The sequence below is a fragment of the Acinetobacter genomosp. 15BJ genome (genome assembly GCF_000400715.1).
Taxonomy (GTDB): Bacteria; Pseudomonadota; Gammaproteobacteria; order Pseudomonadales; family Moraxellaceae; genus Acinetobacter.
The window spans coordinates 731666-757379 of the sequence record NZ_KE007347.1 but is presented as its reverse complement, the minus strand read 5'-3'; the positions used below and the strand labels follow the sequence as shown (position 1 = coordinate 757379).

Genomic DNA, 25714 nt, shown 5'->3' with positions numbered 1-25714 from the left:
ATGTCAAAGTCTTTGGCATCATCCACCCTGTTTTTGTCCTATAAACACATATTGAGTTATTGGCGCAGCTCTCTATAATTTAGATGAATACATCGTTAAAAAATCATATGGATGCTTTAAGTAAAATATTTGCTGATATTCATTTAAATCACACTGAATATATCTACTTGAAAACTCAAGGAGAATGGAGTTTTATCTGCCAAGATCAAACGGCGTTAATTGTTCATATTGTTTTAGTTGGTTCTGTTTTTATTCAAATTGACGCGCAAAATAGTTTAACTGCACATGCAGGTGAAATTGTGGTTATTCCGTCTGGAAAAGCACACACAGGGGCAGATAATACAATTACTAAACTAATTGATGCCGTTGATATTTCAAAGTTGTTCGATGGGCATAAAGAAGAAGCTATCGAATTCGGTACCCACTCATCTGAGAAAAACCTCATTCTAACCGTACGCTGCCAGATTGATACCATTATGGCCCGTCCTTTTATTCAGGCCTTACCTTCAATCATCCATCTCCAACATGGAGATACCAATGCACCTGAATGGCTGCAAATCGGCTTACATTTTTTGGCCTTAGAAACACAGAATATTCAGGCAGGCCGCGATATCATCATCGATCACTTGGTCAATATTTTATTAATCAAATGTATTCGAGATCATATTCAACAAATCTCAAGTCAACATGGTTGGCTCAGTGCTTTAAATCATCCTGAGCTCAGTAACAGTTTGGCTGCAATTCACAATCATCCTGAGGATGCTTGGACAGTTGAGACCTTGGCAGAACAATGCTGCATGTCACGTTCAAAGTTTGCTAGCCTATTCCATGAAGTGATTGGTGAATCACCACTCGCTTATTTACAGCAACATCGCATGCGTTTAGCAAGCCAATATCTGCGTAAAAGTAATTATTCAGTTCAACAAATTGCCAATAAAGTGGGTTACTCATCAGAAACTGCTTTTAGTCAGGCTTTTAAACGTACTTTTGAGCACTCGCCTAAACAGTATCGACAACAATTTGTAGAACAGGAAAATTAAGCATAAAAAAAGACACCTCGGTGTCTTTTTTTCAATCTAGCAGTTAACGCACAATCCCACGAGTTGATTGCTCTAAAGAGTCAATAAACAATTGAGCTTCTGGTGTTTTTACTAAAATTTCATTACGAATCTTTTCAATTGCCTGCTCTGTGGTTAGACCAGATTTATAGATCAGCTTATAGGCCTCTCTTAAGCCTTGAATTGTATCTCTAGACCAGCCCTTACGACGCATCCCTTCAATATTCATACCAAAAGCACGTGCAGGATTACCTGATGCCATAATATAAGCAGGTACATCTTTAAGAATTAAAGCAGCTCCGCCGATCATGCTATAAGAGTCAATCTTACAGAATTGATGAATACCAGCATTACCGCCAACAATCACATGATCACCAACTTGGACATGCCCAGCAATACCCACATTATTGGCAAAAATATTATGATTGCCAATTACACAGTCATGTGCAATATGTGTATTGACCATTAATAGGTTATGGCTACCAATCTTGGTCAAACTATGATCCTGAACTGTACCTCTATGCAAAGTACAATGTTCACGAATCGAGTTATGGTCGCCAATTTCCAACCAAGTTTCTTCGCCCTGATATTTTAAATCCTGACAAATTTCCCCAATACTCGAGAATTGGAAAATATCATTATTTTTACCAATTCTCGTAAAACCACCAATAACAACATGTGAATGTAATTTTGTACCAGAGTCAATACTTACATTTGGACCTACAATACAATATGGACCAATTTGTACATCAGAAGCGATTTCTGCAGACGGGTCAATAATTGCTGTAGGATGTATTAAATTTTGACTACTCATGTCTGCTCTATTTTCTGGTGGGAAATAATAATCTCTGCTGTCGCGGCAACCTTACCATCGACACTAGCGGTACAATTGTACTTGTAAATACCGCGTTTTTGCATCACAAGTTCAGATTTTAAGATAAGCTGGTCACCTGCAACAACTTGTTTTTTAAACCTGATTTTTTCAGCACCCGCAAACAGGAACAATGAACCGGCTTTCGGCTTTTGATTTGTAAGTACAAAACCTAATATACCAGAGACTTGTGCCAAAGCTTCAATAATCAGCACGCCTGGCATAATCGGGTACGTTGGGAAATGCCCTTGTAAAAACTCTTCGTTAATCGAGACGTTTTTATAACCGACAATGCTATTCTCAGTTACTTCAGTAACACGATCAACAAGTAAAAAAGGATAACGATGCGGTAAATATTCACGAATGGTAAGAATATCCATAGGTAATTCAGGCATTGTGAATGCTGGTAATGTAGACTCAGTCATAATAAATTATTTACGTAACTTAAGGGTTGATTCAAGGGACTCTAATTGAGCTTGCATATGATCAAGCCTTTTGGCGATTTGGGTCAATGGCACATCTGCTAATTGTCTTAGACGAACAATTGTCTTTTTCCAATGACTATTTTCAAACAACCCCATGCCAGAAGAATATGTTCCAGGCTCAGAAATATTTTTTGTGACCATTGACATTGCTGTAAGTGTTACGTTATCGGTAATTTCAAGGTGTCCAACCACACCCGAAGCGCCCCCCATGATACAGTTTTTGCCAATTTTCGCACTTCCTGCAATTCCGCAATTGGCAGCAATGGCGGTGTTCTCTCCAATTTGAACATTGTGAGCAATTTGCACAAGGTTATCAATAATGACACCATCTTCTAAAATTGTGTCATCGAGTGCACCGCGATCAATACTACAATTTGAACCAATACGAACATCATTTCCAATACGAACTGAACCAAGTTGAGCGATACGATGCCACTTCCCTTGATAAGGAGCAAAACCAAAACCTTCAGTGCCGATCACCGTATTGGCATGAATACGAACACGGTCTTTCAATTTTGCAGCACCAGTTATAGTGACATGCGCATCAATAAAGCAATCTTTACCCACTTCCACTTCATCATCAAGAAAAGCGTGAGCTTGAATAATGGTATTGTTACCCACGACACAGTTTTCACCGATGACAACATAGTGCCCGATATAGGCATCATCAGCGATAATTGCAGATGGATGAATTCGAGCAGTACTTTCGATACCGCATTGAGTTATCTTTTTTTCAAATAAATGTGTGAGTGTGGCAAATGCCAAATAAGGATTATCAACAACAATAAAATTTTGTTTGTTTACAAGCTGCTGTTTAAGTGCTGCAGTGACAATATATACACCAGCGTGGCTTGCTTCAGCTGCTGCCAAATATTTTTCACCATTTACAAAGCAAATATGCTGTTTTTCTGCATGTTCTAAACTTGCCAAATTAGAAATTTGGAAATTCTTCTCACCGAAATACTCACCTTTGACAAGGTGAGCAATTTCTTCTAAACGATAAGTACGTCTATTCATTGATTATTTAATAGCATTGACCTTTTGGATCATTTTATCAGTTAAATCATACTGAGCGTCAGAGGCAATCGTAGAATTTTTATTTAAAATAAAGTCTAAATTACTTTCTTTACGCAATTGTTCAGCAGCTTGTTTCACACGTGACTCAAAAGTGGTATTCATCGCCTGTAAGCTTGACTGAACTTTGGTCTGCAAGCCTTGTTGAGTCGAATTAAATTCACTTAACTTTGACTGATATTGAGCAGTAAGTTTCTGAATATCAGCCTGATTCATTTTTTGACCATCAGTCTGTGCTTTTTGCTGCAAAGATTCTAATTCTTTACCCAATTGCTCCAGTCGAGTCGAAGTTGGTTTAACTGACTGAGTTAGGCTCGCATTTTGTTGTTTTAGATAAGTACTGCTTTCAACAACTTTCGCTAAATCAACCACACCAAGTCCTGCAGCATTTACAGACGCAGAAACCGTGAATCCCAAACCTAACATGAGCATTGTTAATGTTTTCATTATGACATCCTTTATATATGTTACAGCGCTAAATAAGGTCGTACTTAGAACGTACGACCGATTTCAAATTGGATAGATTTTGTATCATCGCCTTTTTTATCATTCAGTGGGAATGCATAACTGAGTGACAGTGGACCAATCATGGTAATCCATGTGAAACCAACACCGACGCTATAACGCATATTACCAAAATCAAAATTGTAGTTGTCTTTACAATACTGCTTAATATCAATATTGCTATTATTCATTTTCATTGTGCCAGTTGGAACATCGCATTTCGTATCGAAAACTTGAGCACCCTCTGCAAACAATACTGGACGTACTTGACGTGTCCAATCCCCTTTAAATGGTAAAGGAATCGCAAGTTCTGTACCGAATTGAACGAGTGCATTACCACCAATTTCTTCAGGATCAAGGTCAGTTTGATCAGTTTTCTGGAAAATTACACTTGGATATCTTGGGCCTAGAGAGCTATTGTCATAACCACGGACTGAACCGTAACCGCCAGCATAGAAGTTCTTATAGAATGGTAGATCATTACCATAGCCTAACTTACCGTAACCGCGAAGTACAAAACCACCCCAAAGTGATTTAAACGCTTGTGCATCATATGTTACTTTTTGATAATCAACATCGCTACCAGGCAAACCAATTTCTAAACCAACACGATGTGACATACCTGAAGTTGGGAAAATTGGTCGGTTCAACGTGTTATATGACCAACCTAAGTTCAAGTTATAGGTTAAGAAAGTCCCTTCAAAAGCATTACCATATGGAATTTCTTTTCCAGGGTTACACGCGCCTGTATAATTCCCTTTATCATCTTTGGCTAAATCCTCTGTTGGGCAATAACTACCATAACCTGTTGTCTTACCACCATTAGCTAACAAATAATCACGAATATAAGTTGAAACGCTCGGGCCAGTACGTACTTTGGTTTGATCGATGCCTAAAGACGCACTTAAACTTTGGTTTTCATCAATCGGATAACCAAAACTTAAACTACCACCAATACTATCAGTTACGTAGTTATTAACGTTATAGTCTTTATTCAACTTGGTTTTACGGTAATAAACGTTATAACCACGGCTGACACCATCAATAGTGAAGTATGGATCAGTTACACTTAAGTTATAGTAATCTTGCGTTTCTGAACGGGATAAGTCGATCGCAACACGATTACCTGTTCCCATAAAGTTAGTTTGACTTAAACCTGCCTGGAAGGTTACACCGCCATTTTGCGAGTAACCTACTGCAAGTGTCGTTGTACCAGAATGTTGTTCTTCAACATTGACATTTAAGTCAACTTCATCTGGAGAGTTTGGAACACGAACAGGTTTAACATCAACTGTTTTAAAGAAGCCTGTACGCTCTAAACGAACTTTAGATAAGTCAATTTTCTCATTACTTGCCAATGCGCCTTCCATTTGACGCATTTCACGACGTAACACTTCATCCGCAGTTTTACTGTTACCTGTGAAGTTAATACGACGTACTGTTACTTGTTGACCAGGATTGATGTAGTAATTTAAACCAACAATACCTGTTTGATTATTAATATCAGGTACAACATTCACTTCAGCATAGTAATAGCCAGCATTACCATACTTACGCAATAACAGCTGCTTAACCGCATTTACTCTTTCTTGCGAATAAGTTTCGCCATCTTTATACAATTTTAGCGCTTGTAACTCTTCAGGTTTATAAAGTGCGTCACCTAAGAATTTCGTTTCACCAAATTTAAACTGGCTACCCTCATCCACTGAAACTTCAATAAAGATGTGTTTTTTATCTTCACTAATATTCAATTGCGAGTTGATGATATTAAAGTTGATATAACCTTTGTTTAAATATAGTGCACGTAAAGCTTCTAAACTAGCAGCCATTTTCTCACGTGCATAGCGGTCATTACGGGTAACAATAGAAGCCCAACCACTTTCTTTCACCGCAAAAGCTTGCTTGATATCGCTATCACTAAAGACAGTATTACCAATAATATTGATATCAAAAACTTTAGCTGCCGTACCTTCATTAAAGTTAAGCTTTAATTCAACACGGTTATTTGGACGTGCAACAGTTTCAACCGTTACATCCGCATCATAACGACCTTGCTGGGTATATTGTTGTTCAAGCTCAGTTTCAATGGTCTGTAATGCAGACTTCTTAAATACTTCACCTTCAGCAATACCCATCTTCTTTAAGCCTTGTTCTAAGGCTTCTTTCGGAATAAGTTTATTGCCTTTAAATTCCAATTTAGAAATAACTGGACGTTCAACAACTTTAAAAACTAAAACATCATTTTCTTTATAGGTTTTAATATCGTCAAATAAACCTGAGGCATATAAAGTGCGGATTGACTCAGCAATCATTGGATCACTTACTCTATCGCCACTATTTATTGGTAACATAGAATAGATACTTGCAGGTGTTAAACGCACTAAGCCATCAATTCGTATATCTCGTGCAAGAAACTCATCTGCTGCGTATGCTTGTTGTACCACTGCCATCGCACTAACCAGTGCCAAAGGCATTAATAAATGTGTGTGACGCATGCCCATATATCTTCCAGTAAGTTAAATTCCATTTGCGTTGTTATAAACGCATGAAGTCGTTAAATAAAGCCAAAAGCATCATGCTACCGAGCAGTACCATACCAACTTTTAGACCAAACATCTGTATTTGTTCAGAAACAGGTTTACCACGAATTGCTTCGATAAAGTAATAAACTAAATGGCCACCATCCAGCATAGGAATCGGCAATAAATTTAGAATTCCCAAACTTACACTCATCAAAGCCATGAATGAAATAAAGGTTTGCCACCCCATTTCCGCACTTTGACCAGCAACTTTGGCAATTGTGATTGGACCAGATAAATTATCTAAACCAATTAAGCCTCTCACCATTTTAATGATGGAGTTGAAAATCATACCCGAAAGCTGTGTTGTTTTTTCAAAAGCTACAACAAGCGCTTCAACAGGTGAGTATTGAATGGTTTGCTTATAATCATTTGGAATTGTGATTTTACCAGCATCACTTTTCACGCCGAGCATCCCAGTCGTATTACCCATATTATCGCGCTGCCCTTGAGGCATCACTTGTAAATGCACAAGTTGGCCCTGACGCAGCACATCAATATTTAAAAGCTTTTCTGGCGATTTCTGAACCACATCAACCACATCAAACCAATCTTTCATTGCAACGTTATCAATTGCAACAATTTGGTCTCCCACCTTCATGCCTTGACGAACTGCCGCGCCATCCGCACTCAGCTCTTTGACTGTTGCAGGGATTACAGGGCGATAAGGTAAGAAGCCAAGTGCATCTAATGGGGATTGACTTTGATCTTTTAAAAATTCTTTGATGGGTAAACTAAATTGTTTCTCAGTCCCTGCACGATCAACAATGATTGAAACCTGCCCAGTTTCACCTACACGGTTGACCAAAGCATAATTTAACTTTTCCCATGTCGATGTAGTTTGACCATCAACCATCAACACTTTGTCGCCTACATGTAGATCAACTTGTGCTGCTGGCGTATTCGGCATGACTTTACCAATACGAGTATTCAGCTGCTCTTGCGCTGGCAAGAATAAAATCCAAAACAGAAATACTGCAAAAATCAGATTAATTAACGGACCAGCAGCAACAATCGCTATCCGCTTCCATGGCGATTGACGGTTAAACGCATAAGGTAAATCTTGTTCAGCAACATTCCCTTCGCGCTCATCCAACATTTTGACATAACCACCAAGTGGTAATGCTGAAAGTTGATATTGGATGCCTGATTTTTTAGATTGCCATTTCAACAAGGTTGGCCCAAAACCAATGGAATAGACCAGAACCTTAACACCCAGTTTTCGCGCGACCCAATAATGACCAAATTCGTGAATTGCGATCAGAGGACCAAGCAATAAAATCGCTGCAACAATCATAAATAGTGCATTCATACGATTTAGCCTCCTATACCCACAATATACTTTTCTGCAATTTGTCTTGCGATCATATCAGTCTGTAAAATGATGTCTATGTTTTCTGCTTTAGCATTTTGTACAGTTTGCAAAGTATTTTCGACAACTTCAGCAATCTGAGTAAATCTAATTCTTTGTTGCAAAAATGCTGCAACTGCAATTTCATTAGCGGCATTTAAAATCGTTGGTGCTAAACCGCCTGCGCGCATTGCCTGACGTGCTAAATCCAATGCTGGAAATTTAACAAGATCAGGTGATTGGAAATTTAATTGAGCTGTCTCAAATAAATTTAATGCAGGTACATGTGTTGCCAAACGCTTTGGCCACGCCAATGCATGTGCAATCGGTGTACACATATCAGGATTACCCATTTGTGCCAAAGTTGATCCATCCACATATTGCACCATGGAGTGAATAATACTTTGTGGATGAACAACAACTGTAACAAAATGTTCTGATATTGAAAACAAATGACAAGCTTCGATCAATTCCAAGCCTTTATTCATCAAAGTTGCAGAATCTACGGAGATTTTTTGCCCCATAGACCAGTTCGGATGCTTACATGCTTGTTGCGGCGTTACATCCTTTAATTGCTCTAAGCTGTGATTCAAGAAAGGACCACCAGATGCAGTCAGCAAAATTTGCGAGACACCTAATTGTGGCTGACCCGTTCTTTCAGTATTTAGATAATTATGTGGTAAAGACTGGAATATTGCATTGTGCTCAGAGTCTACAGGCAATAATAGCGCATTATTCTGTTTTGCCGCCTGCATCATAATGTCGCCAGACATTACCAATGATTCTTTATTAGCAAGTAAAACACGCTTACCTGCTTTTACTGCAGCAAGTGTTGGCAGCAGACCAGCAGCACCGACGATCGCTGCCATCACAATATCAACATCAACATGTTCAGCAATTGTGATCAAACCCGCTTCATCCGTTAAAATTTCAATCTGTTTTAGATTTTCTTGATTGAAGCGTTGTTGCAACTCAAATGCTTTCTCATTTGGCACAACAACAATTTTCGGATGATATTTTTTACAAATTTCTAAAAGTTCATCTAAACGACTATATGCAGAGACTGCAAATACAGTGTATTGATCTGGGTGTTGTTCTAATACTTTTAAAGTACTTTGTCCAATTGAACCCGTAACACCCAATATACAAACAGCTTGAGTCATTTAAAGATCTACACCAATAAGTTTTAATATATACATACCTGTCGCAAAAATCGGTGCAGCAGCAAGTAAAGAATCGATACGATCCAATACACCGCCATGCCCAGGAAGAACACGACCTGAATCTTTAATTCCTGCACGACGCTTAATCATAGATTCAAACAAGTCACCCAACACCGAAGCAAACACGGTAATAATCGAAAGGACCAAGAATAAAATAAGTTGTATGAAACTTAAATTTAGATAGAAATACTGTACAACCAACATAATGATAATGGTTGTTGCAATGCCACCATACAAACCTTCCACAGATTTGTTTGGGCTCACAAAGGGTGCAAGTTTTTTCTTACCGAATTTACGCCCAACAAAGTAGGCACCACTATCTGCTCCCCATACCAAAAGGAACAAATACATCAGCCACCACGGTGAACTATGCCACACGCCATAAAGTGCGGTCACTGCAGCAGAAATAAGAATAAATCCAACAATATGTAATGATACATTGTACCAACTATCAGATTGTGGGAAATTCTTAACCCAATAGATACTACCCAACCAAGTGAGGATGGATGCAGCCCAAAGTAAAAGTGCTACATCATCAAAAAATAATGCCAGTGTTGATATTAGTGCAACACATCCCCCATATACCCAAGCCTTAGGTTTTGACACAGGCGTTGTAGTTCTAGGCATAAGCTTAAACCACTCATAACCTGCAACCCCCGCGGCTAAAATCATAAGCACAAACATTGGATAATGTGATTGCGTTGCAAACATGCAACTTAAAACAACAGCAACTAACACCAATGCGGTAATAATCCGCTCTAACATTATTAATTCTCTATTTTCGCTTGTTGAATCTGTTCTGAGGTTTTACCAAAGCGTCTTTCACGTCCTGAAAAAACACGAAATGCGCGATCCAACTCTTCTATGGTAAATTCTGGCCACAAGGTATCGGTAAAATACAACTCCGCATACGCAGCTTGCCACAATAAGAAGTTAGATAAACGGTAATCTCCGCCTGTACGAATTAACAAATCCACAGCAGGGAGATCATTTAGACTGACATATTTATCAAATAAATCAACATTTATCTGATCTGCTTGAAGTTTTCCAGCAAGTACTTCTTGCGCAATCACTTTTGCTGCATGTGCCATATCCCACATACCACCATAACTGATGGCAATGGTAAGCGTCATTGAATCAAAAGCTGCTGTTTTCTGCTCTGCATATTGCATTAAATCACGCAACTCATTTGACAACCGAGAACGGTCTCCAATGAAACGTAGCGCGATATTGAACCTCTCCATACGTGGCAATTGCTCATGAATTGTTTCTTCCAACAACTTCATTAGCAAATCAACTTCGTACTGTGGTCGATTCCAGTTTTCGCTTGAAAATGCAAAAACTGTTAATGCACGAACACCTTCTTTTTTGCAATGTTCAACAATAGGATCCAAGACATTTTTGCCTTCACGATGCCCATCACCTTTTTGCATTTGCTTTTTTTTGGCAAAACGATTGTTGCCATCCATAATGATGGCAACATGTTGAGGAAGAAGCGGTTCTTCTTGCAAGGTCATAATAACATTAGACCTTCATCAATTCTGCTTCTTTCGCTGCAAGACGTTTATCAACCTCTGCAACATATTTATCAGTCATTTTCTGAATCTCATCTGACGCACGGCGATCATCATCTTCAGAAATTTCTTTTTCTTTCAACAATGCTTTGATATCACCTAGCACATCACGACGAATATTACGAATCGCAACTTTGGCATTTTCAGCTTCACTACGCGCAACTTTTTGCATGTCACGACGAGTTTCTTCAGTTAACGCAGCCATTGGTACACGGATTGCATCAGCAGTAATTGGGTTCAATCCTAAACCTGCTTCACGAATCGCTTTATCAATCGCAGCAACCATCGAACGCTCAAATGGTTGTACCAATAGTGTACGTGAATCCTCAAGCCCAACGTTTGCCACTTGATTCAATGGAACATCAGAGCCATAGTAAGAAACCATCACACCATTTAAAATAGATGGGTGCGCACGACCTGTACGAACTTTAGCAAAGCCCAACTCTAAAGAGTCAAGCGACTTCTGCATACGCTGTTCGCCATCTTGTTTGAGATCGTTAATCATATGATCTTCCTTACTTATTCATAGGTATTACAAAATATTTAGACATTAGTATAAAGAGCTTTATGGCTCACGTACATTAGTTCGTTACGTGAGTACCCTCTTTTTCGCCCATTACAACAGAAAGCAATGCACCAGATTTATTCATATCAAAAACTTGCAATGGCACATTATGGTCACGGCATAAACAAATTGCCGTAAGATCCATTACACCGAGCTTCTCATCTAAAACCTGATCAAAAGTTAAATGATCATATTTAACGGCATCATCGTATTTACTTGGATCTTTGTTATAAACGCCATCAACCTTAGTTGCTTTCAAGATCAAGTTTGCTTCAATCTCGATTCCACGCAAGCAAGCAGCTGTATCGGTGGTAAAGAATGGATTACCTGTACCAGCAACAAATACGCATACTTCATTTTGGCTTAAATGACGAATCGCATCACGGCTTGAATATGGTTCAACCACTGTACCAATCGACAATGCAGACATAAGACGTGTTTTGATATTGCGGCGTACCAATGCATCGCGCAGCGCTAAACCGTTCATTACAGTTGCCAACATGCCCATTTGATCACCTGTTACGCGACCAACCAGACCGTCTTTCTGTAATTGGCTACCACGGTATAAATTACCACCACCAACAACAATACCAACCTGAACACCTAAACCAACCAAGTGAGCGATTGAAAGTGACATTTGATCTAATACTTGGGCATCAATACCCATATCTTTATTACCAGCTAAAGCTTCACCAGAAAGCTTTAGCAAAATTCGTGCATAACGTGGATTTTTAGAAGCTGACATACCTATACTCCAAACCGACCAATTTCAAAATTTTCTTAAATTTAATTCAACATCAAGCAGATTTAATCTGAATTAACTTTGCATACAAATCATATTCATCTGCATCGGTAATTTCGACTTCCAGCAAATCGCCAGCTTTAATCACACTCTTATCAATATCTTCAACAAAAACGTTACCATCAATTTCTGGCGCATCCGCATATGAGCGTGCCACAGCAACTGGGAATTCGTCTTCTAGACCATCTACCAATACAGTCATAGTTTGACCAATACGTTTTTGCAGTTTTGCAGCTGAAATCTCTTGCTGGACTTCCATAAACCGCTCATAGCGATTTTGCTTAATTTCTTCTGGCACATGATCAGGTAAATCATTTGCTGTAGCACCTTCAACGGGTGAATAAGTAAAACAACCAACGCGATCGAGTTGAGCTTCTTTCAGCCACTCCAACAACATTTGGAAATCGTCTTCTGTTTCACCAGGAAAACCAACAACGAAAGTTGAACGAATCACCAATTCAGGGCATTTTTCACGCCACAATTTAAGACGTTCTAAAGTATTTTCACTATGGGCTGGTCGCTTCATCAATTTTAAGATGCGCGGACTGGCGTGCTGAAAAGGAATATCTAAATAAGGGAGGATTTTACCTTGCGCCATCAGATCAATGGCAGCATCTACATGCGGATATGGATAAACGTAATGTAAACGCACCCAAATCCCAAGCTGACCAAGTGCTTCACACATGTCATAGAATTTGGTTTTTACTGGCTGACCATTCCAAAAATCTAGCTTGTACTTGGTATCGACACCATATGCAGAGGTATCTTGAGAAATCACGAGAACTTCTTTTACACCAGCGCGTTTAAGTGCAGCTGCTTCATCCAACACTTTCCCTACAGGGCGAGACACAAGGTCGCCACGCATGCTTGGAATAATACAGAATGTACAACGGTGGTTACAGCCTTCCGAGATTTTTAAATAAGCATAATGCTTCGGTGTTAAACGAACACCTTGCTCAGGAACCAAATCAATAAATGGATTGTGCTTTGGAGGAGCAGGTACATACTCATGCACTGCTTCCATTACATCTTGATAAGCTGCCGCACCTGTTACTTTAAGCACATTGGGGTGCATTTGGCGAATTTTGTCTTCGTCTTTACCTAAACAACCAGTGACAATCACTCGACCGTTTTCGCTCATGGCTTCGCCAATGGCATCTAAAGACTCTTGCACTGCAGATTCAATAAAACCACAGGTGTTAACAACAACCAAATCTGCACCGTCATAATCTGATGCAACCTGATAACCTTCAGTCTTTAACTGAGTTAAAATTCGTTCAGAATCTACCAATGCCTTAGGACAACCTAAAGATACAAAACCGACTTTGGGGGTCTTCATGAATCTGCGCTCCACTTGAATCGGCGTATTGTATGACTTTTCTTTGCTTCCGCATAGCTGCAAAGCCATCTCTTTGTGTAATGCACCAAAATACGACCAAAATTTTAAACAAAATCCAACAACGCACCAATTTGAAGCATAATAAAATATTGAAATAAGCAGATGTATGTGAAAAATACAGTATAAATCGATTCTTTCCGAATTAAGTGATTGAAATTTAGTTAATACAAAGTTGGCTTGTATTTTGCATAAAGTACATTTTAGAAGTTAATGGCTATTCATTAAAATTTATATTTATTGCGCCATTTTAAAACAGGACGATTCACAAATGGATCAACAGAACACTATCGACTATCGACTCTTAGTAGATAATCTGAGCACTGCCATTTTATTGGTCGATAGTAAGCTTAATATTTTTTATTTAAATTCTGCTTGTGAAGCATTATTTGATATCAGCTTGCTCCGCGCCTCGGGTCAACCTGTATTAAATTTACTGCATGCGCATGACGATACATTCAATACACATGAAGCCCTCTTAAATACATTAGAAAGCGGTCAACACTACACCCGTCGTGAAGCAGTGATCAATGTGAATTTCAAACCCATTCATGTCGATTACACTGCGTCACAACTCAATGCAGGCAAAAGCTATCATCCACTACTGTTAATTGAACTCAATCCGATTGACCGTATGTTGAAAATTTCGAAAGAAGAAAATCTAGTTCAACAACATCAAGTCGCTCGACAATTAGTTCGCGGTGTAGCACATGAAATTAAAAACCCGCTAGCAGGTATTCGCGGCGCAACACAATTACTGGCACGCAGTTTGGGTGATGATAACTATCGTGAATTTACCGACATTATTATTAGTGAAGTCGATCGACTCACCAATTTGGCCGATACCATGCTCGGTTCACGTCAGTTACCAAGTTATGAACATGTCAATGTACATGAACCTTTAGAGCGCGTCCGCTCACTCATTGCGAATCAAACCAAGAAAAAAATTAAGATCACACGCGATTATGACTTGTCTTTGCCTGATGTCATGGCTGATCGAGACCAACTGATTCAAGTAATGCTCAACATTAGTGTAAATGCCGTACAGGCCATGACCGAGAATAAAGACTTTTTTACCGATTCAGAACCAGAGCTGGTTTTAAGAACCCGAATCCAGCGTTTAGTCACTATTAATGGCGTACTGAATCGCTCAACAGTTCGCATTGACATTGAAGACAATGGCCCCGGTGTTCCTGAAAGTATATTGGAATCTGTTTTCTATCCGCTAGTCACTGGCCGCGCCAAAGGCACAGGACTAGGCCTCAGTATCGCTCAAAATATTATGCATCAACATAACGGAATGATTGAATGTCAATCAGTTCCAGGAAAAACCGTATTTAGCCTATACCTACCTTGGGAGTTAAACCATGTCACGAAATAAAATTTGGGTAATAGATGACGATCGTGCCATGCGCTGGGTACTGGAAAAGACCTTTAAAGAAGAAGGTTTTGATGTCACCAACTTTGAAGAAGCACAAACTGCGCTAGAGCGTCTACATGATGATGCGCCTGATGTAATTTTAACCGATATCCGCATGCCGGGCATTGATGGTTTAACCTTCCTATCGAAAGTTAAAAATACGCATCCCGACTTGCCTGTCATCATCATGACAGCACACTCTGATTTAGAGTCAGCTGTTTCAAGTTATCAAACAGGTGCTTTTGAGTATTTACCGAAACCATTCGATATCGATGAAGCATTAGCTTTGGTTAATCGTGCGATTTTGCATATCAATAAATTACAACAACAAGAAGCAACCAAAACCGCTTCACCTTTGCAATCGACCGAAATTATTGGTGAATCACCTGCAATGCAGGAAGTATTCCGTGCAATTGGTCGCTTATCACAATCACACATTACCGTATTGATTAATGGTGAATCTGGTACAGGTAAAGAGTTGGTTGCCCATGCACTGCATAAACACTCACCTCGTCGCGCCAAACCTTTTATTGCACTAAACATGGCAGCCATTCCAAAAGACTTGATTGAAACCGAGTTATTTGGTCATGAAAAAGGCGCATTCACAGGTGCAAACACACAACATCAAGGCCGTTTTGAACAAGCCAATGGCGGTACTTTATTTCTTGATGAAATCGGTGACATGCCCTTTGAAACGCAAACACGTTTGCTTCGTGTTTTAGCAGATGGTGAGTTCTACCGCGTAGGTGGTCATATTCCAGTCAAGGTTGACGTACGTATTGTCGCGGCAACCCACCAAGATTTGGAAAAACTGGTGAATGAGGGACGTTTCCGTGAAGACTTATATCACCGTCTAAACGTCATTCGTATTCATATTCCAAAGCTGTCTCATCGTAGCGAAGACATTCCGATGTTAGCGCAGCATTTCTTGGCACGTGCAGGCAAAGAACTTGGAGTCAGTCCTAAAATTTTACGTACAGAAACTACGGATTATATGCAACAGCTACCTTGGCCAGGTAACGTGCGTCAGTTGGAAAATACTTGTCGCTGGTTAACGGTCATGATCACAGGTCGTGAAGTCTATCCAGAAGATCTACCTGCTGAGCTTAAGCAAGCTTCTGTGCATAAAAACAATGATGCTCAAGCTGCGTCAAATACCAGCCCAGCTTTGGTTGAACGCATTGCCGTTCATCATTGGGATGAATTATTGGCACAATGGGCGATCCAAAAGCTTAAAAATGGTGAAATGAAACTTTTAGACATCGCAACCCCTATGTTTGAGCGCACGCTGATTAATGCCGCGCTACAACAAACACGTGGACGTAAACGCCATGCTGCTGAGCTTTTAGGTTGGGGGCGCAATACCCTTACCCGCAAACTAAAAGAGTTAGGTATGGATTCTACTGATGACGATGAAGATGAAGAAATTCGTTCTGCTTAATTAAAAGACTATGAAAAAGCGAGTACAGGTTACTCGCTTTTTCATTTGAATTGAGAAATTTTGAAACACTCATCAATTTCATAACCATACAATGGATATGGTTTTTGCTATACTAGATTCAACCCAACCACCCCAAAGTAGATAATGTCTGATATTTGCTATCCAAGTTGTGCTAAACCTCAAACTCGCCGCGGAGAAGAACGTCGTCTCGCACTATTATTGTGCGCAACCGATTTATTCCTAGAAAAAGGTTATGAGGCAGTCTCTTTGGATGATATCGTCAATCATGCAGGTGGTTCAAAAACTTCTATTTATAAATACTTTGGCAATAAAGAAGGCCTATTTACTGCAATTTGTGATTATCGCAGAGAAGTTTTCTTTAAAGGCGTTTGTTTTCCCTATACACCTGAAAAACCAAATTTAAGAAGCTACCTCACACAAACCCTTCAACGTTTTTATCACCATATTATTCAACCTGAAAATATCGCTTTCATGCGAATGTTTACCGAGCAAACCCAAAAAGATGCACAGCTCGCTCATTATTTCTATGATCAATGTGCACTCAATATTCAAAATACCATTGCTTTTGCACTAGAGTATGCCCATAACAGCGGCGAGATTTATTGTACGAAACCAAAATTCTCTTCGACCATGTATTTTGGCATTTTACGCGATGTCGAGTGGCGCAACTTAATGGGCTTAGACGTACCAGCCGATGATGCTGAGACCATTGATTATATTAACTATTCTGTAGATTTATTTTTAAAAGCCCACCAAAAGGTCTAATTCTTTTGCTTTTTTTTGCGCGTATAGTATAGTATTCAATTCCTTTTTTTCCACACCCATTAATCATCACTTAATTATTGTTTTTATTCAATAATTATTGGGGGAGCAAATATGGCGCTTCGGCATTTTCTTACTTTACGAGACCTATCCTCTTTAGAATTGCAGCGCATTTTAGATCGCGCACAAGAACTTAAACGCATGCAACATAGCAATACGGTCTATCAACCTTTTGCTGGTAAAGTTTTGGGAATGATTTTCGAGAAATCAAGCACACGTACGCGTATTTCTTTTGAAGCCGGTATTTGCCAATTTGGTGGTAACGCAATTTTTCTTTCACCACGCGACACGCAATTAGGCCGTGGTGAACCGATTGAAGATTCTGCACGTGTCATTTCGAGCATGTTGGATATCGTGATGATCCGTACTTTCGGTCACGATATTGTAGAACGCTTTGCATCTTACTCAACAGTTCCTGTGATCAATGGCCTGACTGATGATCACCACCCTTGCCAATTACTTGCAGATCTGCAAACCTTCCAAGAACACCGTGGTAGCATTGAAGGTAAAACCGTTGCATGGATTGGTGATGGCAACAATATGTGTAACTCATATATTGAAGCGGCACACATGATGGGCTTTAAGCTTAAAATCGCATCGCCTGAAGGTTATGAACCACAAGCAAGATTCCTCTCTGAGTTTGCTGATTGCGTAGAAGTCTTTAACAAAGCTGAAGATGCTGCTGTGAACGCAGACCTTATCGTAACTGATGTATGGGCTAGCATGGGTCAGGAAGAAGAACAGAAGTTACGTGAAAAAGCTTTCTCAGATTTCCAAGTCAATGAAAAACTCATGGACTTGGCACATCCTGATTGCTTATTCATGCATTGCTTGCCTGCCCACCGTGGCGAAGAAATTTCTGAACATATGTTAGACCACAAAAATGCTGTGGTGTGGGATGAAGCAGAAAACCGTTTGCATGCACAAAAAGCTTTGATGGAATTCTTACTGAATGAGAATCTGAAAAAAGACTAAGTTAAAAAAACAGCATCATTTGATGCTGTTTTTATTTGTGCATTCTAAATTGAACACTGAAATAAAAACACTTATAGTAAGAACAAGCCCATTAGATTAAGTTTCTCATGATATGAGAACTTCACTCAATACACTGCGGACGTTATGACTTCACTCGAACAAGCCCTATCTCAAATACCAAGCTTTTCTTTGGTGCATGAACATCTGTTTAGCTCTGCTCAACCGACTGCTGAGCAACTGCAACAGATCAAAGAATATGGTTGCAGTACTGTCATTAATCTTGCGACCAGCAAATCAGACAACCATCTATCTGAGCAAGATCAAATTTGTTTAGACTTAAGTTTAAACTACATTCACATTCCAATCGGTTGGGATGTACCTTGCTCTGAACAATGTCTCTTTGTTTTGGATCTCATTGATCATCTGGTGCAAAACGAAATCATTTGGCTACATTGCGACGACAATATGCGTGTCAGTAGCTTGATGTATCTCTATCGCCAATTCTATATGAATATTGACCTACCAGCAGCCCAAGAACTTTTACACCAAATTTGGGAACCGAACGAAACCTGGACAGGCTTAATTCATAGCATTACTTTACAACTGCAAGGTCGTAAAGCAACACAAGAACTAGAACAATCATTGATCAATAGCAATCATTTTGCTTGATGGGACACCAGCACGGTTGCGGTCGCCAAAATGCCTTCTTGGCGACCAGTAAATCCTAATTTTTCTGTTGTTGTGGCTTTAATACTAATTTGAGTCACATCAACATCTAAAACATCTGCAATACTTTGGCGCATCTCTAAATTATGCTTCGCTAATTTAGGGCGTTCGCAAGCAACCGTAATGTCTGCATTATTGAGCTGATAACCACGATCTAAAATCAATTGATAGACATGTTTGAGTAACAAACGACTATCTGCACCTTTGTATTCAGGGTCCGTATCTGGAAAATGCTGACCAATATCACCGAGTGCCAACGCGCCCAATAAAGCGTCACTCAACGCATGTAATACTACATCGCCATCCGAATGTGCCTTCAAACCATGCGTATGTGGAATTTGAACACCCGCTAAAGTAACAAAATCACCTTCTTCGAACGCATGCACATCAATCCCTTGTCCAATCCGAATTTGAGCAACCATATGATTTTCCTTTTACAATATACCGAACAAATCTTGTATTCAGGCTTTCTATTTCGCTATAGTACGTTGAGCAAATTAGACTGAAAGTATAAGTGATTATGCTGTTTAACACTGTAAGAAATCAATTAAAGAAATCTGGCTACATCATCACATTGAGTTGTTTTTGCTCAACATTTGCCTATGCGGAAGCAATTGACTGCAACAGCAAGGATTTGGAAGCTCACAAAATCTGTGCTAAACCATATAAAGAGCAGCGTCTGAAGCTCAATGCCAAATTTTTAACCGCTTATTTGGTGACCGATGCCCCATTACAGTTATTACACGACACCCAAACCCTGTGGCTGAATCAAGTACAGCAGTGCAAAACCAAAAGCTGTTATCAGCAGCAATTTGATGCACGTTTGGATGATTTGAATTTTTATACCTCAATGAACCAAACCTTAACACAGCATTATTTGAAGTATGAACACGGTAAACTAGCAGCTCAACCTGTGCATTTACAGATCCATCAGCTGGATAAAGATAAACTCAAAATAGAAGGCACTGCTTACCGCAATCCCAATAATCGTCTAGAAACTCAAACCTTATCTTTATTGGCATATAGCACGCCAGAACAAAAAGGCCAAATCATTGATAATGAAAAAAAATGCCAGTATCAGTTTGATTTTCAAAAGGCCTTATTGATTATTAAATCTGCACAAAAAGATTGCGGCAGATTTACTGGGATCTATCGTTTGTACGATTAATGGTTTTAACATTTAAAAGCCGATGTTTTTACATCGGCTTTTTTGATTCAGCTTGGGAATTTTTCTGCAATTTCTTGGCTAATCAACACGGCTGTTGCAGCAGATAAAGTCCAGCCCAAATGTCCATGACCAGTGTTATAAAACACTCGCGCTTGTTTGCCTTGCTTTACCACAGGCAACATATTTGGCATCATTGGACGCAAACCCGCCCACGGTACAACATGCTCAGTGGAGATATCAAAGTTCTGATTGACCCAGTTAATCAACGGTTGGATACGATCAGCACGAATATCTCGGTTATATCCATTAAACTCAGCCGTACCCGCAATACGTAAACGATCAGCACCTAAGCGAGACGTCACAATCTTGGCACTTTCATCCAGTAAACTCACCCACGGCGCATTTTTTACACTACGTTCATCTCTCAGCTGAACTGTAATTGAATAACCTTTAACAGGATAAACATTCACACTATCACCGAGCATGTCGGCTAATTGATAGCTTCCTACCCCTCCACAGACCAAGATTAGATCTGCCACAATTTCCGTAATACCATCCGAGGTTGGATTGACATTTTCGGAACTGTTTTTGCAGTGAACAACCGCTTTGTCTTGAGTAAATTTCACATCAACCACATCTAAGCCAAAACGATATTTCACACCATTTTGCTGAGTTTTTTCAGCCAAGCCGACAGAGAATTTATGAATATCTCCTGTTGCATCCCCAGCCGTGTAATACCCCCCAAAATAATCACCGGTTAGCGTAGGTTCAATTGCTTTCATTTCGTCAGGTGTAATCGCGTTTCGTTCAAGCTTACCTTCGACCAGCACATCATTAACCTTTTTGGCAATCTCATAGTCTTCCTTGGTATGATACATATGTAAAATGCCACGCTTTTCCAAGTCAAACGAGATACTTTCTTTTTCTGCAATCTCAAACAAGCGTTGTCTCGCCAAAAGTGCTAAACGCACTGTCTCAATGGTATTGGCTTTATAGTTTTTAATATGAGTTAAAAATTCAATCAACCAGCGATATTTGTGTGCACTAAAGGATGGATTGAGCAATAAAGGTGCATCTTTTTTACTCATCCACTTAATGCCTTTAAGCACTGTTGCCTTTTGATTCCAAACTTCGGCGTTGCAGGCAGACAACTGCCCGCCATTCGCAAAAGACGTTTCCATAGCTGGAAAGAGATGACGATCGATCACCGTCACTTCGTAGCCTAATTTATTTAATTCGTAAGCAGACGTTACGCCTGTAATCCCCGCACCAATGACAACAACATGTGGCATAGCAAACTCCTAGAAATGCATAACATTTCTTAATGCATAGCCCCATCTGTCATGGTACCTGAGAGTTTTGGCAGATGATTACCAATTAATCATTAAGCCTTCCCCTTCGGTGAGTGTTTATCATAGAAGAAAAAAATTGTTAATTTCTACAAGTTGAGCACTGCTCTCCAGATTGTATTTCTATTATTACAGTCCTTCTGCCTGAGAGTTTCCGGGGTCGTTGCTCCTTCGGCGAGTTCATTGAAGAACTTCTCTCCCGCAATAATATTTATATTCCTATAAGCAATATATATGCCGCCTAAAAATACCGACACTAAATTCTTGTAATTGTTTGTAGGCGAAGAATTATTCTATTTCAAGTTACTTAGACAATAAAAAAGCAGACTGGCGTCTGCTTTCAAATATTAAAATTTACATTGCAAAATCTGATCGGAGAATTGCCCTTTCCAGAGTTCTCGTAACGTTGGTAAATAGAATTTCTCACCAATCATCACCAACTCTGCATCAATCAGCGCATGAATTTCATGCATCAGCACATAATCCAAAGCAATGAGTGATAATTGCGGCTGACTTTGGGTAATTTGCTTACGTCTAACTTGCGCTTTTTTTACCAGTTCGTTGGCAAAGTTTTTGTCCTTATAGGTGGTGATCGCACTTAAACGCAGTTCGATAATGCCCCAACCTTCCAATAATTTTTTAAAAGTCTCAAAGTCTTTTGATGTTGCTTCCCATGTTACATTTTCTAAATTACTGTCTTCAGGTAGGACGGGTAATAATAAATCTGCAGTGCTAGGAAAAATTTTCTTTAAATTCAACAGAAACTTAACAGGATTTTCGTTTGGAAGATCAGAAAATTGGATGTTTGTTTTGGTATCTGTTAAATAGATATTCAGCATAATGAAGCAACAATCAGGTAAATCAAAAGTATATTGTACGCAGTTCACTTTATAAAAACTACTCATAAAAAATCCCTCTATGAACAGAAGGATTTTTTATTTCACCTATAAAGCTTACTTACTATTTGGAGAAACCATATTTTCAGGCTTAACTACTTCATCAAATTGCTCAGCAGTCACTAAACCAAGTTCAACCGCGACCTGTTTTAAGGTTTTATTTTCTTTATAAGCCGTTTTCGCGACTTTGGCAGAGTTTTCATAGCCAATCACAGGATTCAACGCAGTGACCAACATCAATGAGTTATGTAAGAAGTGATCAATCTTGTCACGATTTGGTTCAATACCAACTGCACAGTGATCGTTAAAGCTATTACATGCATCGCCCAACAACTGAATCGATTGCAATAAGTTATAAGCAATCACGGGCATAAATACATTGAGCTCAAAGTTACCAGAAGCACCCGCTACATTAATTGTGGTGTCATTCCCTAAAACTTGAGCAACAACCATGGTCATCGCTTCACTTTGTGTCGGATTAACTTTACCCGGCATGATGCTTGAACCAGGTTCATTTTCTGGAATACGAATTTCACCAAATCCACAGCGTGGACCGCTTGCCAACCAACGAATGTCATTGGCAATTTTATTCAGACTTGCGGCAAGTGTTTTTAATGCACCAGATGCAAACACAGCAGCATCACGCCCAGCCAATGCTTCGAACTTATTCGGTGCGGTCACGAATGGCAGGCCTGTTAATTCAGCTAATTGCTCAGCCGCTTTAACCGCATAATCTGGATGTGCATTTAATCCAGTACCAACTGCTGTCCCACCTAAAGGCAATTCATATAAACCAGACAGTGCTTGCTGTAAACGCTTTAAGCCATGCTCTAATTGCGAAACATAACCACTAAACTCTTGCCCCAATGTCAAAGGGGTCGCATCTTGTAAATGGGTACGACCAATTTTGACGATATCGTCAAATTCTTCTGACTTACGCTGTAAAGTCTCTTTTAGCTTCGCAACGGCTGGAATAAGTAATTCATTAATTTGAATGCTTGCAGCCACATGAATTGCGGTTGGGAACGAGTCATTGGTTGATTGTGCACGATTGACATGATCATTCGGATGAACTGGTTTTTGTGCACCCAATACTTGCCCTAATTTCTGATTGGCAATGTTGGCAATGACTTCATTACAATTCATATTGCTTTGCGTACCTGAACCGGTTTGCCAAACCACCAATGGAAATTGTGAATCCCATTGTCCAGTAATTACTTCTTCAGCAGCACCAACGATATATTGGCTTAAATCTTCAGGCAGTTGTTTTAATTCAGCATTGGTAATGGCAGCAGCTTTCTTCACAAGCCCCATCGCACGAATCATGGTACGTGGCAAGCGTTCTTGACCAATCTTAAAGTTTTGTAAACTTCGTTGCGTTTGCGCACCCCATAAGGCTTCATTCGGGACCTCAATGTCACCCATTGTGTCGTGTTCAATTCGCATTTGCATAAACAACCTCTACTCTATTTGGTTAAAGTTCTCACGGGCTGAAGCAAAGTGATGCTTTGGCTAGTTGCCGTTATCCTAATCAAAGCAGATATAATTGTAAATAAGAATCATTATCTTAATTACCTTTTAAGGTATTCAGATAAAAGCGCCATTCATCTTCAATCATCTGTGCCAAAGGTCGTTTTGGTGACCAGTTAAGAATCTTCTCTGCCTTGTCAATTACTGCACCTAATTGCGCAATCTCCTCATGCTGAAATACTGCAGGCTGAACATGAACTTTCGCCTGAGTCACTTTTTCAATTTCATTTAATAAATTTTGAATTGAGGTCAGTTGTGAATGTGCAATATTGAATGACTCCATGCAGTTATTCCGAGAGCTTAACCAATTTAGGGTCATTAAAATGGCATCGCATACATCTAATACATGTAAAAAGCTTCTCTCAACAGTTCCATCGGCAGTCGGGGCCTGATTCTGCAATTCAATACATTCACGCTGCATAGCAGCAACTTGTAAAGCTAATGGCACGATATTCTTAGGCAGTTGAGTAATAAATTCACCTAATACACCATGCTCAAATGCACCAACAATATTGGACAACCGCAGATTTACAATCCGCCACTCTGGATCGACACGATAAGTATCTGCAATAATATCTTCAACCATTTGCTGAGATCGAACATAAGGATTCGAGTATTTATAATTAAATTCAGTTTCTTCCTTAAGTTCAGCACTTGATTGGCCATAAACCGCTAGACTGGATAAATTGATTAACTGTCTTACCCCCATGCGTTGCATTGCTCTTAACAGGCTCATAATGCTGCTAACATTGTCATTATAATATTCAAGAGGTTTTAAAGCAGATTCTTCTAATGATTTAAAACTGGCTGTATGAATCACAGTGTCGATGGAATATTGTTCAAAAACTTTATTGAGTGCTGGTGTATTTCGAACATCAAGTTTCGCAAATGGAATATACATTCCTGAGATATATTCTAAACGTTCTAAAGTTTGTAAGGTCGAATTGGCTAAATTATCCACAATGACGATTTCTTGCCCGTGAGCCAAAAGGCTCAAAGCAATATGTGAACCAATAAAGCCTAAACCACCTGTCAGCAAAATCATTGTATACTTACCTTCCTTTATATCTGTCCATCATTTTTTCGCCAATTATGACCATAGTGAATATTCCATGAGCACACTATTGCTAATTACTTCTTCTCCTACGTCGATTATGGCTTGGCATGCTTTTGGTCTAGCTCAAGCGCTTCAAAATAAGGATGAAGAAGTTCGTGTCTTCTTTTACCAAGATGGTGTTCAGGTTGCGAATGACTTCCAGTGGTTTCCCGATGATCAACGCAACTTAAAACAAGAATGGCAAAAGCTTGGCATCCGACTCCCTGTCTGTGTCAGTGCTGCCCTTGCTCGGGGTATCACTGATGCGGACAATGCAAAACGTCATTCCCTTCAACATCACAACTTAGCCAATGGCTTTGAACTTGTGGGTCTCGGAGAACTTGCTGACGCAGTACAAAGCTGTTCTCGTTTAATTCAATTTTAATTAAAGTTCTTTACTAGAGTGTTGCTTTGAAAAGGTAAATTGTGTGAAATCTGTACTCGTCATTCTAACTCAACCTAACTTAACAAGTTTGCAAATCAATGAAAGCTTGTCCGCTACTATGGTTTTAGCAACCTTTGGTATTTCTGTCAAAGTATTATTAAAATGTGCAGCAATTAACTTATTGGATAATAAATTAGAATTTGATCAACTTTTACACGAGTTTAAAATTGCATCCAACTTGGTTGAAAGTTTTGAGTTCTATGATTTAACCCCAATTTTAATTGAATCAATAAATCAAGAACTTAACGCTGTTAAAAATACAGAACAGGAAATTGAATTTGTTGATCTCTGTCCTGAATTTATTCAATCATTTGATCACATAATGTACTGGTAAGGCCACTCC

The 25714-nt window shown here is 39.4% G+C and carries 26 protein-coding genes and 1 riboswitch; of the genes, 9 read left to right on the top strand and 17 right to left on the bottom strand.

Going from position 1 to position 25714, the window contains the following annotated elements; genetic code table 11:
- Positions 1-107: 107 nt before the first annotated feature.
- On the top strand, positions 108-1040 hold the full coding sequence (locus F896_RS10530) for an AraC family transcriptional regulator (RefSeq protein ID WP_016163576.1): 933 nt from the start codon (positions 108-110) through the stop codon (positions 1038-1040).
- A 43-nt stretch (positions 1041-1083) separates the two neighbouring features.
- Here F896_RS10530 and lpxA read toward each other — a convergent pair whose 3' ends face one another.
- The 12 genes from lpxA to rimO form a co-directional block, all read right to left on the bottom strand.
- Positions 1084-1872, bottom strand: a complete 789-nt coding sequence (gene lpxA, locus F896_RS10535; protein WP_016163575.1) for an acyl-ACP--UDP-N-acetylglucosamine O-acyltransferase — start codon at positions 1870-1872, stop codon at positions 1084-1086.
- Positions 1869-2354, bottom strand: coding sequence for a 3-hydroxyacyl-ACP dehydratase FabZ (gene fabZ / locus F896_RS10540; protein ID WP_004807401.1), 486 nt, complete (start codon positions 2352-2354; stop codon positions 1869-1871). Before fabZ ends, lpxA begins: the two co-directional genes overlap by 4 nt.
- A gap of 6 nt (positions 2355-2360) precedes the next feature.
- Positions 2361-3431 carry a UDP-3-O-(3-hydroxymyristoyl)glucosamine N-acyltransferase gene (gene lpxD / locus F896_RS10545; protein WP_016163574.1) on the bottom strand — a complete coding sequence of 357 codons (1071 nt, stop codon included), beginning with the start codon at positions 3429-3431 and terminating at the stop codon, positions 2361-2363.
- A gap of 3 nt (positions 3432-3434) precedes the next feature.
- A complete protein-coding gene (locus F896_RS10550; protein ID WP_016163573.1) occupies positions 3435-3935 on the bottom strand; it encodes an OmpH/Skp family outer membrane protein in 501 nt (166 codons plus the stop codon).
- A 44-nt stretch (positions 3936-3979) separates the two neighbouring features.
- Positions 3980-6493 carry an outer membrane protein assembly factor BamA gene (gene bamA / locus F896_RS10555; protein ID WP_016163572.1) on the bottom strand — a complete coding sequence of 838 codons (2514 nt, stop codon included), beginning with the start codon at positions 6491-6493 and terminating at the stop codon, positions 3980-3982.
- Positions 6494-6527: 34 nt separating this feature from the next.
- A complete protein-coding gene (rseP, locus tag F896_RS10560) occupies positions 6528-7883 on the bottom strand; it encodes an RIP metalloprotease RseP (protein ID WP_016163571.1) in 1356 nt (451 codons plus the stop codon).
- Between the two features lie 5 nt (positions 7884-7888).
- Positions 7889-9085, bottom strand: coding sequence for a 1-deoxy-D-xylulose-5-phosphate reductoisomerase (gene ispC / locus F896_RS10565; RefSeq protein ID WP_016163570.1), 1197 nt, complete (start codon positions 9083-9085; stop codon positions 7889-7891).
- Positions 9086-9910, bottom strand: coding sequence for a phosphatidate cytidylyltransferase (locus tag F896_RS10570; protein WP_016163569.1), 825 nt, complete (start codon positions 9908-9910; stop codon positions 9086-9088).
- A gap of 2 nt (positions 9911-9912) precedes the next feature.
- Positions 9913-10662: a polyprenyl diphosphate synthase gene (uppS, locus tag F896_RS10575; protein ID WP_004807414.1), complete on the bottom strand. Its 750-nt coding sequence runs from the start codon at positions 10660-10662 to the stop codon at positions 9913-9915.
- A 7-nt stretch (positions 10663-10669) separates the two neighbouring features.
- Complete coding sequence (gene frr / locus F896_RS10580) at positions 10670-11224, bottom strand: ribosome recycling factor (protein ID WP_004807417.1); 555 nt, start codon at positions 11222-11224, stop codon at positions 10670-10672.
- 76 nt (positions 11225-11300) lie between these two features.
- Complete coding sequence (gene pyrH, locus F896_RS10585; RefSeq protein WP_004807419.1) at positions 11301-12029, bottom strand: UMP kinase; 729 nt, start codon at positions 12027-12029, stop codon at positions 11301-11303.
- 52 nt (positions 12030-12081) lie between these two features.
- Positions 12082-13425 carry a 30S ribosomal protein S12 methylthiotransferase RimO gene (gene rimO, locus F896_RS10590; protein WP_004807421.1) on the bottom strand — a complete coding sequence of 448 codons (1344 nt, stop codon included), beginning with the start codon at positions 13423-13425 and terminating at the stop codon, positions 12082-12084.
- Between the two features lie 328 nt (positions 13426-13753).
- On the opposite strand from rimO, the gene glnL reads away from it, so the two are divergent.
- The 5 genes from glnL to F896_RS10615 all read left to right on the top strand — a co-directional run bounded on the left by glnL (position 13754) and on the right by F896_RS10615 (position 18830).
- Positions 13754-14863 (top strand): nitrogen regulation protein NR(II), encoded by a 1110-nt coding sequence (glnL, locus tag F896_RS10595; protein ID WP_016163568.1) that lies wholly within the window; start codon positions 13754-13756, stop codon positions 14861-14863.
- Complete coding sequence (glnG, locus tag F896_RS10600; protein WP_016163567.1) at positions 14850-16343, top strand: nitrogen regulation protein NR(I); 1494 nt, start codon at positions 14850-14852, stop codon at positions 16341-16343. The genes glnL and glnG overlap by 14 nt, the downstream gene beginning before the upstream one ends.
- A 144-nt stretch (positions 16344-16487) precedes the next feature.
- Positions 16488-17129 carry a TetR/AcrR family transcriptional regulator gene (locus F896_RS10605; RefSeq protein ID WP_016163566.1) on the top strand — a complete coding sequence of 214 codons (642 nt, stop codon included), beginning with the start codon at positions 16488-16490 and terminating at the stop codon, positions 17127-17129.
- 111 nt (positions 17130-17240) lie between these two features.
- Positions 17241-18161, top strand: a complete 921-nt coding sequence (argF, locus tag F896_RS10610; RefSeq protein WP_016163565.1) for an ornithine carbamoyltransferase — start codon at positions 17241-17243, stop codon at positions 18159-18161.
- A 144-nt stretch (positions 18162-18305) separates the two neighbouring features.
- The gene (locus F896_RS10615; protein ID WP_016163564.1) at positions 18306-18830 is read left to right on the top strand and encodes a protein tyrosine phosphatase family protein; all 525 of its coding nucleotides are present in this window, start codon (positions 18306-18308) and stop codon (positions 18828-18830) included.
- Here F896_RS10615 and ispF read toward each other — a convergent pair.
- On the bottom strand, positions 18818-19309 hold the full coding sequence (ispF, locus tag F896_RS10620) for a 2-C-methyl-D-erythritol 2,4-cyclodiphosphate synthase (RefSeq protein ID WP_016163563.1): 492 nt from the start codon (positions 19307-19309) through the stop codon (positions 18818-18820). The two genes, F896_RS10615 and ispF, sit on opposite strands and share 13 nt — an antisense overlap.
- A 98-nt stretch (positions 19310-19407) precedes the next feature.
- Between ispF and F896_RS10625 the strand changes: the two genes are divergently transcribed.
- Positions 19408-20055, top strand: coding sequence for an A1S_1983 family putative colistin resistance protein (locus F896_RS10625; RefSeq protein WP_016163562.1), 648 nt, complete (start codon positions 19408-19410; stop codon positions 20053-20055).
- Between the two features lie 47 nt (positions 20056-20102).
- On the opposite strand, the gene F896_RS10630 is transcribed toward F896_RS10625, so the two are convergent.
- The 4 genes from F896_RS10630 to F896_RS10645 form a co-directional block, all read right to left on the bottom strand.
- Positions 20103-21347 carry a D-amino acid dehydrogenase gene (locus F896_RS10630; RefSeq protein WP_016163561.1) on the bottom strand — a complete coding sequence of 415 codons (1245 nt, stop codon included), beginning with the start codon at positions 21345-21347 and terminating at the stop codon, positions 20103-20105.
- Between the two features lie 179 nt (positions 21348-21526).
- A riboswitch (glycine riboswitch) is annotated at positions 21527-21616 on the bottom strand.
- 135 nt (positions 21617-21751) lie between these two features.
- Entirely contained in the window at positions 21752-22243 is a 492-nt protein-coding gene (locus tag F896_RS10635; protein ID WP_032882371.1) for a hypothetical protein, read from the bottom strand.
- 114 nt (positions 22244-22357) lie between these two features.
- Positions 22358-23752 (bottom strand): class II fumarate hydratase, encoded by a 1395-nt coding sequence (gene fumC, locus F896_RS10640; RefSeq protein WP_016163559.1) that lies wholly within the window; start codon positions 23750-23752, stop codon positions 22358-22360.
- 115 nt (positions 23753-23867) lie between these two features.
- Positions 23868-24875 carry an NAD-dependent epimerase/dehydratase family protein gene (locus F896_RS10645; RefSeq protein ID WP_016163558.1) on the bottom strand — a complete coding sequence of 336 codons (1008 nt, stop codon included), beginning with the start codon at positions 24873-24875 and terminating at the stop codon, positions 23868-23870.
- Positions 24876-24942: 67 nt separating this feature from the next.
- On the opposite strand from F896_RS10645, the gene tusD reads away from it, so the two are divergent.
- Together tusD and F896_RS10655 are read left to right on the top strand one after the other, a co-directional pair.
- Positions 24943-25311, top strand: coding sequence for a sulfurtransferase complex subunit TusD (gene tusD, locus F896_RS10650; RefSeq protein WP_016163557.1), 369 nt, complete (start codon positions 24943-24945; stop codon positions 25309-25311).
- 43 nt (positions 25312-25354) lie between these two features.
- Positions 25355-25705, top strand: coding sequence for a hypothetical protein (locus F896_RS10655; RefSeq protein WP_016163556.1), 351 nt, complete (start codon positions 25355-25357; stop codon positions 25703-25705).
- The last annotated feature ends 9 nt before the right edge of the window (positions 25706-25714 follow it).